This window comes from Paraburkholderia sp. Tr-20389 (assembly GCF_017104565.1).
Taxonomy (GTDB): Bacteria; Pseudomonadota; Gammaproteobacteria; order Burkholderiales; family Burkholderiaceae; genus Paraburkholderia.
On sequence record NZ_JAAGPD010000022.1, the window covers coordinates 98,090 to 116,200 of the forward strand.

The following is an 18,111-nucleotide window of genomic DNA, read 5'->3' on the forward strand; positions in this document are numbered from 1 at the left end:
CGTTCGGTCCGCAGCCTTGAAAACCCGGCTTCATGCCGGGTTTTTTCGTTTCTGGCGTCGGCAATGCCTCTAACGATAACTACGGCAGCAATCAGACAACCTTGAGGGTTGCCATCATGCCGAGATCCTCGTGTTCCAGTATGTGGCAATGGAACATCCGCTCGCCCGCGTCGCGCTGCACCGTCGCGATGCGCACCGTCTCGCCGGGCTGCACGTTGACGGTATCGCGCCATGCTAGATACCGCTCAGGTGCCGCGACGCCGCCCCGCTCCCGTCCGATCACCTGGAACTGCGTGCCGTGCAGATGGAAAGGATGATCCATGTCGGTGCGGTTTTCGATCGACCAGACTTCGACTTCGCCGCGCCGGCTGGTCAACGCGATGCGCGCCGGGTCGAAACTCGCGCCGTTGATCATGAATTGCATGCCGGCCGGCAACGACATCGTCGCGCCAGGACGGTGCATGGCCGTCATGTCCATTGCTTCGGAGAAAACGACGGATTTTCGCGGCGCTTTGTCCGCTGCGTTGTCAGTGGATGACAGCAGCGGCGCGATGGGCCGCAGCGCCGGCGGCACGGCTCGGCTCGCGGACGGCGACGCCGGCGCGAAGTGCACGTCGGCGAGGGCCTTCGACGGATCGGCGGGCAGGCTCTTGCCCTCGGTCATCGTCATCTTGCGGCGGTCGTACGCGGCGGCGGTGAGAATCGCCGTCGTGGCCTGCTCACCGGCGCGCACGATGATCTCCGCCCGCTCGCCCGGCGCGAGCAGCAGTTCCGTCAGGCCGTCGCGCGGCTTGTCGAGCAGGCCGCCATCCGTGCCGACCTGCGTGAAGATCCGGTTGCCGCCCAGCGACAATCTCAGATAGCGGGCATTGCAACCATTCCACAGACGCCAGCGCTCGTCCTGCGCGACCTCGATGCGCGGCCGGCGTGCGCCGTTCACCAGCACGAACTGGCCTTCGCGGCCGTTCATCCAGTCCATCATGTCGTTCGGCGCGATGGACGCGTCGCTTGCCAGCTTCAGATCCGAGAAGAACAGATGACGCTCCGGAAACGCGGCGATCGGATCGTCGGCGGCTCGCACGACGATCGGCCCGGCCAGGCCGCGAAACACCTGCTCCGCCGACATCATGTGCGGATGCGGGTGATACCAGTACGTGCCCGCGCTGCCGGGCGGCAAGGTGAAGCGGTAGACCTGGGTCGCGCCGGGCGCGACGGGGTTCATTGGATTGCCGTCCTGATCGGGCGGCACGGGCAGGCCGTGCCAGTGGATCGTCGACGGCTGCGGTAGATGGTTGACGAAGCGGATCTCGACGGTGTCGCCTTCGCGCACGTCGATGAGCGGACCGACGATGGGCCCCTGCGCGGCATCGCCGTACAGCCACAGCGCGGTCGAATGCCCGGACATCAGCTGGCGGCGCACGGGTTGCGCGACGAGCGTCGCGCGGAACACGCCCGGCTCCTTGCTTTCGTTCGGCAGTTTGCGCAACGCGGCGAGCGGCGCGCCGGCCGGTATCGCCGTTTCGGGCGCGAGCTTCGGAGCGGCCTGCGCGGCATGCTTGCTGTCGGCAGCATGCATCGACGACATGCCGGGCATGTCTTCCATATCGCTCATGCCGGACATGTCGTGCGTGCCGTGCATCGAATGCTGCGCGAACACATTGCGCGTGAAGAGCGACGCAACGGCAACGCTCAACGTACGGGCGAGAAAATCCCTGCGAATCATGGGTCAACCCCTTGTTGATGCGGCGCGGCGAGCCCGTTGCTCGCCACGCGCATGAAACGTGTAATGGCGCGAGCGTGAAGGTTGTTTCACGCATCGGCTTGCTATGCGCGCCACGAGGCGCGCAGACGCGAAACGGTCACACGATCGGGGGACGCACAGGCGGGGCGCGCGTGACACTCGCGCGCGCAGGGTCGCTATCGATGCCCGGCAAGTCGGATGACGCAATGCGTGCCGACATGCCCATGCTCGACAGCAAAGCACTGCAATGCGCACCGCACAGGGTCAGGCAGCAAAGCGAATGCGTTCGATGACAAGGCGCCGTGGGGTCGCTCGTATCCGTCGACGTAACGCAGTGAACGACAGGTGCGGGAGCCGACGCATGCATGCTCATCGCGCGCGGCGAAACATCATGACGATGCTCGCACGCCGACGCGCCCTGCATGCCAAGCAGTGCAAGCGTCAACACGATAAGAATGCGCCACAACGATTTCATGCCTGTCTGTCGATGCCGAAGCGAACGATTGCGAAATGCAGCGGAAGAAAGATCATTCGATGATAACGCAGCCGCGCTGCTGCATCGATGACGCGAAGCTCGAAAACAAAACCCCGATGGGCTCGCGCTCACCGGGGTTTCGTCACGACACACCGAACGCTCAAGCGGCGCTCACATGTTGTCGATCATCACCTGACCGAAGCCCGAGCACGACACCTGCGTCGCGCCTTCCATCAAACGCGCGAAGTCATACGTAACGCGCTTCGACAGAATCGACTTTTCCATCGATGCCAGGATCGTGTCCGCCGCTTCCGTCCAGCCGAGATGCCGCAGCATCATTTCCGCCGAGAGAATCTCCGAACCCGGATTCACATAGTCCTTGCCCGCATACTTCGGCGCCGTGCCGTGCGTCGCTTCGAACATCGCAACGGAGTCCGACATGTTCGCGCCCGGCGCAATGCCGATGCCACCGACCTGCGCGGCGAGCGCGTCGGAGATGTAATCGCCATTCAGGTTCAGCGTCGCAATGACGTCGTATTCGGCGGGACGCAGCAGGATCTGCTGCAGGAATGCATCGGCGATCACGTCCTTCACGACGACATCGTTGCCCGTCTTCGGATTCTTCACCTTCATCCACGGACCGCCGTCGATCAGTTCCGCGTTGAACTCCTTCTGCGCGAGGGCATAGCCGTAATCACGGAAAGCGCCTTCCGTGTACTTCATGATGTTGCCCTTGTGCACGAGCGTGACCGTGCGTCGATCGTGGTCGAGCGCGTACTGGATCGCCTTGCGCACCAGACGCTCCGTGCCTTCGCGCGACACCGGTTTTACGCCGATACCCGACGACTCCGGGAAGCGGATCTTCTTCACGCCCATTTCGTCACGCAGGAACTGGATGACCTTCTTCGCTTCGGGCGAACCCGCCGGCCATTCGATGCCCGCATAGATGTCTTCCGAGTTCTCGCGGAAGATCACCATGTTGACCTTCTCCGGCTCGCGCAGCGGCGACGGCACGCCCTTGAAATACTGCACGGGACGCAGGCACACGTAGAGGTCGAGTTCCTGGCGCAGCGTGACGTTCAGCGAACGGATGCCGCCTCCGACGGGCGTCGTGAGCGGCCCCTTGATCGACACGATGTATTCCTTCACGACTTCCAGCGTCTCATCCGGCAGCCACACGTCGGGACCGTACACCCGCGTCGCCTTCTCGCCCGCGAAGATTTCCATCCAGTGGATCTTCTTCTTGCCGCCGTATGCCTTCTCGACGGCTGCATCGACGACCTTGATCATCACGGGCGTGATGTCGACACCCGTACCGTCGCCTTCGATGTAAGGAATGATCGGCTGATCGGAAACGTTGAGCGAGAAATCCGCGTTGACAGTGATCTTGTCACCGTCAGCAGGAACCGTGATGTGCTGATACGCCATGATCGGACTCCAGTGATAGCTGTACTGTGAGAACAGGTTGGAAATGCGAAACCGGGGCGCTTCTCTTGCGTGCGACGCAGCGCCACGCCGATGCAAATGCTGATGCCAGATACCGATGCAACAAGCGGCCAGGCGGGTATTCTAGCCCACGTCGGCACCTGGCCGCGCTCGGGACGTGCACGGACACGGACTCGACCGCCGCACGTCGCATGAACCTGTTTTATGTCCTATGTCTTATATAAGACTTGCGGCGTGACCGAGAGCGTTATGCTTTAAGATCTCGCCGTTCGCTATCGACGGTCCCGCTCTTCGCCCTTTTCACGCATGACTCTGCTCGCACTCAACAAACCCTTCGGCACGATCTGCCAGTTTTCGCCGCACGAAACGCGCGCGTCGCTGGCCGACTGGGTGAAGGTGCCCGGCGTTTATCCTGCTGGCAGGCTCGACTCCGATAGCGAAGGTCTGCTGCTGCTCACCGACGATGGCGCGCTGCAAGCGCGCATCGCGGAGCCCCGGCACAAGCTGGTGAAGCGGTATTGGGCGCAAGTGGAAGGCGCGCCCACGGAACAGCATCTGAAGGCGCTTGCGCGCGGCGTCGATCTCGGCGATTACGTCACGCGGCCCTGCCGCGCCGAATTCGTCGAACCGGATGACGCGCTATGGGATCGCACGCCGCCCATTCGATATCGTGCGGCGATTCCCACGACATGGATCGAACTGTCGATCACCGAAGGCAAGAACCGCCAGGTGCGCCGCATGACGGCGGCCGTCGGCTTTCCGACACTGCGTCTCGTGCGTGTCGGCGTCGGTGCGCTCGATATTTTTTCGCTGGGGCTGCAGCCCGGCGAGAGCATCGGGCTATCTCCGCGCGCGCCGTGGGATCGCATCGCGTAGCAACTCGCGCTCCTGCAAAATGGCTGTCGATAAATCGCTAAGCCGTTGTATCGACATGCGTTTCTGCTTCGATTGCATCATTTGAAAAACGCTGCGAATGAAGCGCAAATACTCTACAAAAGCGACGTTAAAGCGGCGCTAAATCGCGTACTCTGCGACGCGTTATCACGTTCGAAAAAATTCCTGAAAATTTTCGTCAACCGCGTCGCGCGTTCATGCGTTAGTCCACGCAGATGCCGCTAAAGCTGTCCGGCATTCAGCCTCAAGAGCCTTTGCACAAGCCGCTCCAACGACGTGTATGAAGGTGTCTGAACGCTCGCAGCCGCAAAGAAAATTTTCTTCGATGCGGATGTCAACCGAAAGGTGGATGGCACGTTTAACGACATGACTCAATCTAACCGGGTCATTTGGTTATTTATCTAAAGCTGAGGATTCGCAAAATGAACAAACTGATCGCCGCTCTGGTCGCTGGCCTCTTCGCAACGGCAGCATTCGCACAAGCTTCGGCACCGGAAGCAGCTTCGGCAGCTCCGGCAGCAGCAGCTTCGTCGCACAAGGCAACGAAGAAGGTTTCGCACAAGAAGTCGCACAAGAAGGCAGCTCCGGCAGCAGCAGCTTCGGCAGCGTCGGAATAAGTTTGTTGCAATAACGCAGTCAAGAACAAGCTGGTTTGCCGTTCTTACGGCGTTGAAAGGCAGAAGGCCGCAAGGCTCTCTGCCTTTTTGTTTTTGACGCGCTCGCGTAACATTCGCGGTTCATATTCACCCAGGAGCTACGCCGTGCGATTTTCATTGCGCTCGTTGATCGCGCGCTTCGCGATTGCAGTTGTATTGCCTGTTGCCGCATTGTCGGCTGTGTCGTTCGCGACGATGTCTGTGCAAGATGCACGCGCGCAGCAGATGCCGCAGGGCGCGAAACAGCCCGGCGATTTCCCGCGCGCGAAACTCACGGCAGGCATGTTCGTGATCGACGCTGCCGTTGCCGCCAACGATGCGGATCGCGAGCAAGGCCTGATGTACCGTACGCAACTCGCGCCGAACGAAGGCATGCTGTTCGTGTTCGGCGAGAACGCCGTGCATTGCTTCTGGATGAAGAACACGTTGATCCCGCTGTCGATCGCATTCATGCGCGCGGACGGCACGATCACCGACATCGACGAAATGCAGGCGGAAACCACCAACAACCATTGCCCGAAAAACAATGGCGTCTACGCGCTCGAAATGAGCAAGGGCTGGTTCACGTCGAAGGGCATCAAGCCCGGCATGAAGATTCAGGGGCTGCCGGCGCCGCAGTAGGCGCAGGCGAGTCTCGAGGCGACAACCGCCAGGGCGGCAAAGAAGCCGGCGCAGCCGCAAGGCGCGCCGGCTTCTTTGCGTCCGCTGCACTGCAACGCCCGGCGTGTGCCTCGCCGAGGCGCTTTCTGGCAGGACGCCTGCAAAAGCGGGGCCGACACGCTATCCTTATAGTCTCACCCGCAGCACCGAGATCGTCCGGACCGCGCAGCAGCGAACCGCGGCAGGCCCGGCGCCATTCACCGGCGCGCCAACTCATGGAGGTTCACGTGCCCCGCAAGACTCCTATCGAGCGATATCGGAACATCGGTATCAGTGCTCACATCGATGCCGGCAAGACCACCACCACCGAACGCATTCTTTTCTACACCGGCGTGACTCACAAGATCGGCGAGGTTCACGACGGCGCGGCGACGATGGACTGGATGGAACAGGAGCAGGAGCGCGGCATCACGATCACGTCGGCGGCCACGACGGCCTTCTGGAAAGGCATGGCCGGCAACTATCCGGAGCACCGCATCAACATCATCGACACGCCGGGACACGTCGACTTCACGATCGAAGTCGAACGCTCGATGCGTGTGCTCGATGGCGCGTGCATGGTCTATGACTCGGTCGGCGGCGTGCAGCCGCAGTCCGAAACCGTGTGGCGCCAGGCGAACAAGTACAAGGTGCCGCGCATCGCGTTCGTCAACAAGATGGACCGTGTCGGTGCGGACTTCTTCCGCGTGCAGAAGCAGATCGGCGAGCGCCTGAAAGGCGTGGCCGTGCCGATCCAGATTCCCATCGGTGCGGAAGAGCACTTCCAGGGCGTCGTCGATCTCGTGAAGATGAAGGCGATCGTGTGGGACGACGAGAGCCAGGGCATCAAGTTCACGTACGAAGAGATCCCCGACAACCTGAAGGAACTCGCGCACGAGTGGCGCGAAAAGATGGTCGAGGCAGCGGCGGAAGCGAGCGAAGAGATGCTCGAAAAGTACCTGACCGACCACGAGAGCCTGACGGAAGAAGAGATCAAGACGGGCCTGCGCAAGCGCACCATCGCGAACGAGATCGTGCCGATGCTGTGCGGCAGCGCGTTCAAGAACAAGGGCGTGCAGGCGATGCTCGACGCCGTGATCGACTATCTTCCCTCGCCTGTCGACGTGCCCGCGATTCTCGGCCACACGGAAGACGACAAGGAAGCGGAGCGTCATCCGAGCGACGACGAGCCGTTCTCGGCGCTCGCGTTCAAGATCATGACGGACCCGTTCGTCGGCCAGTTGATCTTTTTCCGCGTGTACTCGGGCGTCGTCGAATCGGGCGACACCGTCTACAACCCGGTGAAGGAAAAGAAAGAGCGCCTCGGCCGTATTCTTCAGATGCACGCGAACGAGCGCAAAGAAATCAAGGAAGTGCGCGCGGGCGATATCGCGGCCGCGGTCGGTCTGAAGGAAGCGACCACGGGCGACACGTTGTGCGACCCGAACAACATCATCATTCTCGAGCGGATGATCTTCCCTGAGCCGGTGATCTCGCAGGCCGTCGAGCCGAAGACGAAGGTCGACCAGGAGAAGATGGGCATCGCGTTGAACCGTCTTGCACAGGAAGACCCGTCGTTCCGCGTGCAAACGGATGAAGAATCCGGCCAGACGATCATCTCGGGCATGGGCGAGTTGCACCTGGAAATTCTCGTCGACCGGATGAAGCGCGAGTTCGGTGTCGAGGCGACGGTGGGCAAGCCGCAGGTGGCGTATCGCGAGACTGTGCGCACGAAGGTCGAAGACATCGAAGGCAAGTTCGTCAAGCAGTCGGGCGGACGCGGTCAGTACGGTCACGCTGTGATCTCGCTCGAACCCGATCCGGGCAAGGGCTACGAGTTCATCGACGCGATCAAGGGCGGCGTGATTCCACGCGAATTCATTCCTGCCGTCGACAAGGGCATTCAGGAAACGCTCAAGGCTGGAGTGCTGGCTGGGTATCCTGTCGTGGACGTGAAGGTGACGCTGACCTTCGGGTCGTACCACGATGTCGACTCGAATGAAAACGCGTTCCGCATGGCTGGATCGATGGCGTTCAAGGAGGCAATGCGCAAGGCGAAGCCGGTGCTGCTCGAGCCGATGATGGCCGTCGAAGTGGAAACGCCCGAAGACTTCATGGGCAATGTCATGGGCGATTTGTCGGGACGACGTGGGATCGTGCAGGGCATGGAGGATATCGCCGGCGGCGGCGGCAAGCTCGTTCGGGCTGAAGTGCCGCTGTCCGAGATGTTCGGATACTCCACCTCGCTACGCTCGTTGACGCAGGGGCGTGCGACCTACACCATGGAGTTCAAGCAGTACGCCGAGACACCGAACAACGTGTCCGAGGCGATTATTAATTCGAAGTCCAAGTAAGTTTTTTTTATCGCTCTTCGAGAGCAGGGGCCCGTTCTTTTGGACGGGCCTTTTTTGTTTTTTGCGGGTTGCTGTGAGGTGGCGTCTGCGGTTTGGCTTTTCGCTGGCATTCGCGGGTTGGCTTTTCGCTGGCATCCGCGGTTTGGCTTTTCGCTGGCATTCGCGGTTTGGCTTTTCGCTGGCATTCGCGGTTTGGCTTTTCGCTGGCATTCGCGGTTTGGCTTTTCGCTGGCATTCGCGGTTTGCTTCTGGTTTGCTGGCGTTGCCCCTGTGCGGGGCGGCACTTACTTTCTTTGCCGCCGCAAAGAAAGTAAGCAAAGAAAGCGGGCTCACACCGCCAGCCCGTGTGATTGCCTGCGGGCCCCCAACGGGTCCCGCACTCCACACGGCAACACTTTGTTTTGCGCCCGTTACAGGCGCCTTGAACAGGCGCATCACCCACTCCACTCACCCGCAGGCAGCCAGCGGCAGTGACTCGTCTGCGCCGCCCAGGTGGCAAACTGTGTGTCGGTTGTCGCGCCGTATGCGTTGGCGATCCTACGACACCGATCCCGCTTTTCCGTCCGGAGTGGTGCACTTCCATCGCGACGGCCTACACACAGTTTGCCACCTGGGCGGCCGCGAACGCCTGGTAACGCGGCCCGTGACGCGAGAGTGTGAAGTGGGTGATGCGTGAGTTAGCACGCTGGCAACGGGCGGAAAGTAGCGTGTTGCCGCGTGGAGCGTAAGAACCGTCGGGGGCCCGCAGGCAACAACACGGGCTGGCGGTGTGAGCCCGCTTTCTTTGCTTACTTTCTTTGCGGCGGCAAAGAAAGTAAGTGCCGCCCCGCACAGGGGCAACGCCAGCAAACCAGAAGCAAAACGCGGATGCCACTCCCGGCAATTAAAACATCAAATTTTTGACCATGCCAGAATGGCAAAGCAAACCGCGAGAGCAAGGAGCAAAGGAGACAAGCCATGTCACACGACGACCAGCGAGCCAGCACCGACTGGCGCACCAACGGCGTCAAGGTCATCAAAGCCGACCAGCTGGACACGAACACACCGCAAACGCCCGGCATGAACCGCGCAGCAGCAATCAACGCCGCCCGCGCGGGAGCGCAAAAGCTATGGGCCGGCACGGTAACCATCCACCCAAATGCAAAAACAGGCGCGCACCACCACGGCGCGCTAGAAAGCGTGATTTACGTCGTGCGCGGACATGCCCGCATGCGCTGGGGCGAACATCTGGAATTCACCGCCGAAGCCGGCCCCGGCGACTTCATCTTCGTGCCGCCCTATGTGCCGCATCAAGAAATCAACGCGAGCACCGACGATCCGCTCGAATGCGTGCTCGTGCGCAGCGACAACGAAGCCGTCGTCGTGAATCTCAACATCGATGCCGTCGAACAACCCGAGACCGTCTACTGGGTCGACCCCATCCACAAGCATCCACACGATCACTGACGCCCTCACCGTCCCTCACCACGCCCACATGACGCCGACTCTCTCCCTGCGCCCTCGCCTCGTCACGCTGTACGCCGGACTGATCGCCGCCAATCTCGCCGCGTGGGGGTGGGCGCTGATCGCGTTTCGCCACTATCCGCTGCTGCTCGGCACCGCGCTGCTCGCCTATGGATTCGGTCTGCGCCACGCCGTCGACGCCGATCACATCGCCGCGATCGACGCCGTCACGCGCAAGCTGATGCAGGAAGGCAAACGCCCGCTCGGCGTCGGGCTCGCGTTCTCGCTCGGACACTCGACCATCGTGCTCGCGGCCACGGTCGGCATCGCGTTGACGGCGCTCTCGCTGCATGGGCGCTTCGAGGCATTTCATGCCGTCGGCGGCACCATCGGCACGATCGTGTCGTCCGTCTTTCTGCTCGTGCTCGCAGGCGTGAACCTCGTCATCCTGCGCGACGTGTGGCGACGCTACCGGCACGTGCAACAAGGCGGACAACTGACGCACGACGACGCCGCGCGCAGTGCGCCCGCCGGCCTCCTGTCGCGTGCGCTCAAGCCGCTCTTCAGGCTCGTGACGAAAAGCTGGCATATGTACCCCGTCGGCGTGCTGTTCGGCCTCGGCTTCGACACGGCAACGGAAATCGGCCTGCTCGCGATCGCCGCGGCCGAAGCCGGCAAGGGTCTGCCGCTCTATTCGATCCTCGTGTTTCCCGCGCTCTTCACGGCAGGCATGACCCTGGTCGATTCCACCGATAACGTGCTGATGGTTCACGCATACAGTTGGGCAATGGACGACCCCAAGCGCAAGCTCTACTACAACGCCAGCATCACGTTCGTGTCGGCCATCGTCGCGATCGCGATCGGCGGCATCGAGGCACTCGGTTTGCTAGCAGACAAACTGGGACTCAGCGGCAGCGCGTGGGACGCAGTGGCGGCCGTCAACGAGCGCTTCGGGATGCTGGGCTACGGCATCGTCAGCGTGTTCATGCTGTGCTGGATCGGCTCGATCCTGTTTCATCGCTGGCGCAAGCCCGCAGCGGCCAGCCATTAGCATACCGACGCCCAGGCGCCGCAAAAGGCGCCGCAGCGCGCCACCCGACGGGCTTCGCGCGCCGCGCCGTTGTGCGTACGACACAACTCTCGCCCCGGATTCGTCTGAAGGGAACCGTGCGCCGTAGCGAATGCTCCCAATAAGGAGGCAATCGCTTACACTGAACCCGCATCGTGATCGCAGTACCACCGCAGCGCCCGCGCCTTTGCGCACGGCGTCCCAACAGAACGGATCGGACCCACCATCGATGAAGAATTCCGCGGACCCGCGTTTTGCGCCTCGCCTGGCAGAATCAGTTGACCTGGAGGCGACGCGCGTCGGCGCCGACGCTCACGGCAACCACGCCATCGACGAATTCCTCGCAGGCCGTCTCACGCGGCGCGAACTGCTGCGCTATGCCAGCGTGATCGGGATGTCGCTCGCGGGCGGCAGTCTGCTCACGCCACGCAGCGCGCGCGCCCAGGGCGCTGCCGGCGCCAACGCGACGATCCGCGTCGCGCATCTGACGCCCGCGGGCGCCGTCGATCCGATGACCGTCACCGATGCCGCGAGTCTCTGCCTGCTCAATCAGACGGGCGAATTCCTGATCGACGACGACGGCGAAAAGCAGACGCTCAAGCCCGCACTCGCGCTGTCGTGGAAGCCCAACGACAAGGGCGACGTGTGGACCTTCAAGCTGCGCGAGAACGTGAAATTCCACGATGGCCAGACCTTCACCGCGAAGGACGTCGCCGCGACGTTCGACCGGCTCGCCGATCCCGCCGCCGGCTCGGCTGCGCTGTCGACCTTGAAGGGCGTGCTGTCGAAGGGCAACACGAAGGTCGTCGACGATCACACCGTCGCGTTCCATCTCGACGCGCCCAACGGCAATTTCCCGTACTACGTCTCGTCGGACAACTACAACGCGGTGATCCTGCCCGCGAACTACACGGGCAACTACGAGAAGACCTTCATCGGTACGGGTCCGTTCAAGCTCGAAAAGTATCAGGCGAAAGTAGGCGCGTCGTTCGTGCGCAATCCCGACTACTGGGGCGACAAGGCCTTGCCGCAGCGCGTGCAGTTCACCTTCTATGCGGACCAGCAGGCGCAGATTCTCGCGCTGCAAGGCCATCAGGCCGACGTGATGGGCACCTTCACCGTGCAGGGCGGACAGGGCCTGATGAACAACCCCGAGTTCAAGGTGATCGGCGTGAAGTCGAGTGCCCATCGGCAGATACACATGCGCGTCGACAGCCCGCAGTTCAAGGACAAGCGCGTGCGCCAGGCGCTCGCGCTGTCGCTCGATCGCGAGGTGATCGTCAAAGGTCTCTTCAAGGGCCGCGCGCAGGTCGGCAACGACAGCCCGTTCGCGCCCGCGTTTCCGTCGTCGGATGCCGGCGTGCCGCAGCGCAGGATCGATGTCGCGAAGGCGAAGCAGTTGCTCGCGCAGGCGGGCGTGCCGAACGGCTTCGACGTGACGCTCACCACCGAAAAATACATGGAGATTCCCGACCTTGCCGTCGTCGTGCAGAACTACGCGAAGGCCGTCGGCATCCGCATCAATCTGAAGGTCGAAAGCCAGTCGCAGTACTACGGCTCGGGCACGCCGGGCAAATCGGACTGGCTCGATTCGCCGCTCGGCATCACCGACTACGGCAGCCGCGGCGTGCCGAACGTGTTCCTGAGCGCGCCTTTGACGAGCGGCGGCACGTGGAACGCCGCGCACTTCAAGAACCCGCAATACGACAAGCTGGTTGCCGACTACGTCGCGGCGCTCGATGTCGCCGGGCAAAAGAAAGTGTCCGCGCAGATCCAGACGCTGCTGCTCGACGAAACGCCCGTGATCTTCCCGTTCTTCTACGATCAGCTGATCGCCGCGCGCAAGCAGTTGAACGGCGTGCGCTTCACGGCGATCGCGCAGTTGTATTTCGATCGCGCGACGCTCGCGGCCTGATTGCGCGCGACGCGGCGAGCAAGGGATAGCGATGTCGACGACGGTTTCCTCATCCGTGGCTCGCGGCTCAGGCGGCAGCGCAGCGCGTATCGCGCGCTTCGTCGCGACGCGCGTCGGCCTGTCGCTGATCACGTTGTGGCTGCTGTCGGTGATCGTGTTCGCGGGCGGCCAGTTGCTGCCGGGCGACATCGGCCGCGCGATTCTCGGCCCCCTCGCCGATGCGCGAGCCGTCGCTGCGCTCAATCATCAGCTAGGCGCGGACCGGCCGCTCCTCACGCAGTACACGCAGTGGATCACCCATTTCGTGCAGGGCGACATGGGCGTGTCGTACGTGTTCCGAGAACCCGTTGCGCAGTTCGTCGGCAGCGCGCTCGCGAACTCGGCGAAGCTCGGCCTGCTCGCGTTCGTGGTGGTCGTGCCGCTCGGCATCGCGGGCGGCGTGTGGGCCGCGATGCACGCGGGACGCTGGCTGGATCGCACGATCAGCATCGCCGGATTGTCGGCGACCGTCGTGCCCGAGTTCGTGTCGTCGATCGTGCTGATTCTCGTGTTCGGCGTGTGGCTGCAATGGCTGCCCATCGATGCATCGTATCCGCCCGGCGCAGGCATCTTCACGCAACTGAAGCATCTGGTTCTGCCCGTGCTTCCGCTCGTGCTCGTGTTCTTCGGCTATATCGCGCGGATGGCGCGCGCCGGCACCGTCGAAGCGCTCGACGCCGACTACACGCGCACTGCGATCCTCAAGGGACTGCCGCCGCATATCGTCATCTTCCGGCACGTGCTGCGCAATGCACTGCTGCCGACCATCACCGTCGCCGCGACGCAGCTCGGCTACATGATCGGCGGCCTCGTCGTCGTGGAGACGCTGTTCCACTATCAGGGGATCGGCTCGCTGATCTACAACGCCGCGAAGGCTAAGGACTTTCCGATGCTCGAAGCCGGCGTACTGACGATCGGCGTCGTCTACACGCTCGCCAATCTCGTCGCCGATGGACTGTACGTGCTGCTCAATCCGCGTCTGCGCGTGAGGAGCGCCGAATGAGCACGAGCACGCCTTCGACGCAGCAGACACCACAGACGCCCGCCAAGCCGTCGCCGCCGCGAGCGCATGACAGCCGCCATGACGTGCTGCGCGCGTTGCTGCGCTCGCCGACCTTCGTCGTCGGCGCGCTGATCGTGCTGTGGTGGATCGTGTGCGCGATTGCCGGCGTGTGGATCGCGCCGCTCGACCCCTATGCATCCGATCCTTTGAACTCGCTCACGCCGCCCGCGCACGACCACTGGTTCGGCACCGATCAGCTGGGCCGCGACGTACTCTCGCGCGTGATCGTCGGCGCTCGCGACATCCTGACGATCGCCCCGCTCGCGACCTTGCTCGGCACACTCGCGGGCACGGCGCTCGGTCTCGTGGTCGGCTACTTCGACGGCTGGGTCGACAACGTGGTCGGACGCGCGATCGATGCCGTGCTCGCGCTGCCCCTCGTGATCGTCGCGCTGCTTGCGCTCGCTGCGGTGGGCGCGTCGAACTTCACGGTGATTCTCGTGATCGGCATCACGTTCACACCGATTACGGCCCGCACGGTGCGCGCCGCCGTGTTCGCGGAACGGCATCTCGACTACGTGGCTGCTGCGCAATTGCGCGGCGAGAACGCGCTCTACATCATGTTCGCCGAGATTCTGCCGAACGTACTGCCGCCCATCATCGTCGAAGCGACGGTGCGGCTCGGTTACGCGATCTTCGCTGTCGCGACGCTGTCGTTTCTCGGCTTCGGTATCCAGCCGCCGTCCGCCGACTGGGGCCTCGCGCTGTCCGAGTCGTACACGCTGATGGCAGGTGGCGCGTGGTGGACGGTCGTGTTCGATGCCGCCGCCATTGCTTCGCTGGTGGTTGGCGTGAACCTGATCGCGGATGCCGTGCAGGGAGCCGTCGACGCATGAACGGCCCTTCTCCACCTCCGCCGCCCGCCTCGTTTCCGGCCTTCGACGTGTCGAAGAGCGAGCAGTCGGACGCGCTCACCATCGTCGGACTCACGGTTGCGTATCGCACGCGCGGACGCGAACGCGAAGTGCTGCAGGACGTGTCGTTTCGCATCAGACGCGGCGAATCGTATGGACTCGTCGGCGAATCGGGCTGCGGCAAGTCGACGGTCGCGATGGCGACGCTTCGCTATCTGGCGCGCAACGGCCGCGTGAAGGCGGGCCGCATTTCGATCGCGGGCAAGGACGTGAATGCGCTCGATGCGGGCGCGTTGCGGGCGCTGCGGGCGAACAGCATATCGATGGTGTATCAGGATCCGTCGCGCGCACTCAATCCATCGCTGACGGTTGCGCGCCAGGTCGCCGAAGCATTCGAGGCAGCGGGCGCCGCACACGAAGACGCGCTGCGGCAAACGGCGGAGATCCTGCGCAAGGTGCGCATCGCCGAACCCGAACGCGTGATGGACAGTTATCCGCATCAGCTGTCGGGCGGCATGCAGCAGCGCGTCGTGATCGCGATGGCGCTCGCGTCGAAACCCGCGCTGCTGATTCTCGACGAACCGACTACCGGGCTCGACGCGACCGTCGAAGCGGAAGTGCTCGATCTCGTCGCGCAACTGCGCGAGGAATTCCACACGGCCGTGCTGTTCATCAGCCACAACCTCGCGGTGATCGGCAGGATGTGCGAGCGCGTCGGCGTGCTGTATGCGGGCAAGCTCGTCGAAGAAGGCGCGACGCAGGATGTGTTCGCGCGTCCACGGCATCCGTACACGGTCGGCCTGCTGCGCTGCCTGCCGACGGTCGGCCGCAGCAAGGACACCGACCGGCTCGACACGATCGCAGGCAGTCTGCCTCAGCCTGGTACCGTCACGCAGGGCTGTGTGTATCTGGAACGCTGCCGGCTCGCCGACGACCGTTGCCGGCGTGAAGCGCCGCCGCCGTATCGCGTGAGTGCGCAGCATGGCGATCAGATGTCGCGCTGCCACTATCACGAACGCGCCATCGAGTTGCCGCGCATGACGCCCGTCGAAGCGTCGGCGAACGGGCGCATGACGTACGACGCATCGCCCGTGCTGCGCGCGGAGTACGTGTCGAAGACTTTTCACGTCAATGGCTCTGCGCTGCGCGCCGTCGACGATGTCTCGCTCGAACTCGCGAAGGGGGAAACACTCGGCCTCGTCGGCGAATCGGGCAGCGGCAAGACGACGCTCGCGAAGCTGCTGCTCGGCCTCGTGTCGCCCGACGCGGGCAGCGTGCTCGAACTCGACGGCGCGCCGCTGCCGCCGCGCGTCACGCATCGCAACGACGATCAGGTGAAGTCGCTGCAGATCGTGTTCCAGAACCCTGATTCGGCGCTCAATCGCGCGCATTCCGTGCGGCGGCTGATCGGGCGCGCGCTGTCGCGTCTGTCCTCGCTGCGCGGCGACGCACGCGAGGCTCGGCTGGCGTCGCTGGCGCAAGCCGTGCGGCTGCCCGACCGCTATCTGACCTCGCGCACGCGGCAACTGTCGGGGGGCCTGAAGCAGCGCGTCGCGATTGCGCGCGCATTCGCGGGCGATCCGCGTATCGTCGTGTGCGACGAACCGACCTCGGCGCTCGACGTGTCGGTGCAGGCCGCGATCCTCAATCTGCTTGCCGATCTGCAACGCGATCGGGGCGTGAGCTATGTGTTCATCTCGCACGATCTGAATGTCGTGCGCTATCTGTCCGATCGCATCGCGGTGCTGTACGTGGGCCGCCTGCTGGAGATCGGGCCCGCGGCGGCCGTGTTCGACGGACCGCATCATCCGTATACGGAAGCACTGCTGTCGTCGGTGCCGACGCTCGATTTGCACGACGGCGAAACGCCCGGCAACGCGCGGACGCAGCGCATCCACCTCTCCGGCGAACTGCCCAGTCCCGCCGCGCCTCCCTCGGGCTGCGTGTTTCAGACGCGCTGTCCGCGCAAGCTCGGCGCGATCTGCGAGCAACAGGATCCGCCCTACACCGATGCCGGCGACGGCCATCGCATCCGCTGCCATATCCCCGTCGACGAATTGCGCGAGCTTCAACGTCGCAACTGATTCCCGCTTGCCGGACCGCTCGTCCATCGCGCGTTGAAACGAAAAACGCCGCGTTTCGACGCGTGCGTTTCAGGTCCGAAACGTTTTCATCGCGTTTCGCCGTGCGCGCAATCGGGCTGTCATGCGCATGCCATGTGCGACGGGCGTCTGCGGCCAATGGCATGTTTATCGCTAAATGACGCTCACGCATGGGGTTGCGTCGGGATCGACAAACCCTCGGACAACGCGAATTCGCGCCGGTACACGAACGACGCAACGGCGCACAGAAAGGACAGTCGATCCGGCGTTCGACGGATGAACGTCACGCAGAAACGAGAAGCCGCAGGCAGCGGAATGGGAGGCAGGAGCGCGCGACGTGCCACGGATAACGGCACGCGCCGCTGCTCCGGAGAACAGAAAAAGCGCGCCCGCTGCCGATCGGCCCGACACGCGCATTTACGAACGAACAGAACACGCCAATAAGCGGTGAACAAGGAATGACGGGCGCGGGGGCGTCGTTTCCTCGGGAGAGGTGCGATGAAGACCAGCACAATTGATACGTACTACTACAAGACAAGACGGGGTGCGGCGATCCTCGTGGTCGGCGCGGGGGCTTTGATGGCGGCCCAGTTCGTTCAGGCCGCATCCACGGACGACGTGATCCCCAAGTGGATCGTCGTAGCCGATGCGCCACTGCCTGCCAGCGGTGCATCGGCTGCGACGCAGCCTGCGTCGGGCGATGCGGCATCGACGGGTGCGGAGTCCGGTGCGACGACGGCCGCCGATGATGCTTCATCCGTCTTTCTGCCTGGTACATGTATCGGCAATTCAGCGCACTGCTCGCCCGGCGGCGGACGCGGTAGTGGTGGCGCGGGAGCGGCTGGGGCGACTGGGGCGGGATCGTCGGGCGCGGCTTCGGGCGGTGGGGGTTTTGGAGCCGCTGCAGGTCCGGGCGGTAATTCGGGTGGTGGCAGTGGTGGCAGTGGTGGCAAGGGTGGCAAGGGTGGCAGTGGCGGAAGCGGTAACGGTGGCGGTGGTAACGGTGGCGGTGGTAACGGTGGCGGTGGCAACGGCGGCGGTGGCAACGGCGGCGGTGGCAACGGCGGCGGTGGCAACGGCGGCGGCGGCAATGGCGGCGGTGGCAGCAACAGCGGCGGTGGCAACAGCGGTGGCTGCGGTTGTGGCGGCAGCGGTCACGGCGGCCCGGGCGGACCTGGCGGCGGGTTCGGTGGTGGCTTTGGTGGTGGGTTTGGTGGCTTTGGCGGTGGCTTCGGCAAAGGCGGCGGCTACGGAGGAGGTTCCGGCTCGGGTGGCGGTCACGGTGGCGGCAACGGACATTGAGATCCGGGCGAACGCGCCGGGCAGCGATGACATTGATTACGCTACGCGGACAAACTGGTCAACGTTGGCGGTGACGCTCCGCTCCCCCGGCCGGACGTCACCGCCGGGGCCAGGAATGC

The 18,111-nt window shown here is 63.6% G+C and carries 13 protein-coding genes; 11 read left to right on the top strand and 2 right to left on the bottom strand.

The genetic code is table 11. The annotated features are described in order from the left end of the window. Positions 1-91: 91 nt before the first annotated feature. On the bottom strand, positions 92-1,723 hold the full coding sequence (locus G3N95_RS20920) for a multicopper oxidase family protein (RefSeq protein WP_205971976.1): 1,632 nt from the start codon (positions 1,721-1,723) through the stop codon (positions 92-94). A gap of 664 nt (positions 1,724-2,387) precedes the next feature. Continuing rightward, positions 2,388-3,644, bottom strand: a complete 1,257-nt coding sequence (gene icd / locus G3N95_RS20925) for an NADP-dependent isocitrate dehydrogenase (protein WP_205971977.1) — start codon at positions 3,642-3,644, stop codon at positions 2,388-2,390. 324 nt (positions 3,645-3,968) lie between these two features. Between icd and G3N95_RS20930 the strand changes: the two genes are divergently transcribed. The 11 genes from G3N95_RS20930 to G3N95_RS20980 all read left to right on the top strand — a co-directional run bounded on the left by G3N95_RS20930 (position 3,969) and on the right by G3N95_RS20980 (position 17,992). Then, complete coding sequence (locus G3N95_RS20930) at positions 3,969-4,538, top strand: pseudouridine synthase (protein WP_205971978.1); 570 nt, start codon at positions 3,969-3,971, stop codon at positions 4,536-4,538. Positions 4,539-4,978: 440 nt separating this feature from the next. Beyond that, positions 4,979-5,173, top strand: a complete 195-nt coding sequence (locus G3N95_RS20935; RefSeq protein WP_028370957.1) for a hypothetical protein — start codon at positions 4,979-4,981, stop codon at positions 5,171-5,173. A 144-nt stretch (positions 5,174-5,317) separates the two neighbouring features. Further along, the gene (locus G3N95_RS20940; protein ID WP_205971979.1) at positions 5,318-5,833 is read left to right on the top strand and encodes a DUF192 domain-containing protein; all 516 of its coding nucleotides are present in this window, start codon (positions 5,318-5,320) and stop codon (positions 5,831-5,833) included. Positions 5,834-6,099: 266 nt separating this feature from the next. Then, positions 6,100-8,205 carry an elongation factor G gene (fusA, locus tag G3N95_RS20945; protein ID WP_205971980.1) on the top strand — a complete coding sequence of 702 codons (2,106 nt, stop codon included), beginning with the start codon at positions 6,100-6,102 and terminating at the stop codon, positions 8,203-8,205. Positions 8,206-9,162: 957 nt separating this feature from the next. Beyond that, positions 9,163-9,651: a cupin domain-containing protein gene (locus tag G3N95_RS20950; RefSeq protein WP_205971981.1), complete on the top strand. Its 489-nt coding sequence runs from the start codon at positions 9,163-9,165 to the stop codon at positions 9,649-9,651. A gap of 28 nt (positions 9,652-9,679) precedes the next feature. Then, complete coding sequence (locus tag G3N95_RS20955) at positions 9,680-10,699, top strand: HoxN/HupN/NixA family nickel/cobalt transporter (RefSeq protein ID WP_205971982.1); 1,020 nt, start codon at positions 9,680-9,682, stop codon at positions 10,697-10,699. 247 nt (positions 10,700-10,946) lie between these two features. Beyond that, positions 10,947-12,632, top strand: a complete 1,686-nt coding sequence (locus tag G3N95_RS20960; protein WP_205971983.1) for an ABC transporter substrate-binding protein — start codon at positions 10,947-10,949, stop codon at positions 12,630-12,632. Between the two features lie 31 nt (positions 12,633-12,663). After that, entirely contained in the window at positions 12,664-13,674 is a 1,011-nt protein-coding gene (locus G3N95_RS20965) for an ABC transporter permease (protein ID WP_205971984.1), read from the top strand. Beyond that, positions 13,671-14,570: an ABC transporter permease gene (locus G3N95_RS20970; protein ID WP_205971985.1), complete on the top strand. Its 900-nt coding sequence runs from the start codon at positions 13,671-13,673 to the stop codon at positions 14,568-14,570. The genes G3N95_RS20965 and G3N95_RS20970 overlap by 4 nt, the downstream gene beginning before the upstream one ends. Next, complete coding sequence (locus tag G3N95_RS20975) at positions 14,567-16,672, top strand: ABC transporter ATP-binding protein (RefSeq protein ID WP_205971986.1); 2,106 nt, start codon at positions 14,567-14,569, stop codon at positions 16,670-16,672. The genes G3N95_RS20970 and G3N95_RS20975 overlap by 4 nt, the downstream gene beginning before the upstream one ends. 516 nt (positions 16,673-17,188) lie before the next feature. Further along, complete coding sequence (locus G3N95_RS20980) at positions 17,189-17,992, top strand: hypothetical protein (protein WP_205971987.1); 804 nt, start codon at positions 17,189-17,191, stop codon at positions 17,990-17,992. The last annotated feature ends 119 nt before the right edge of the window (positions 17,993-18,111 follow it).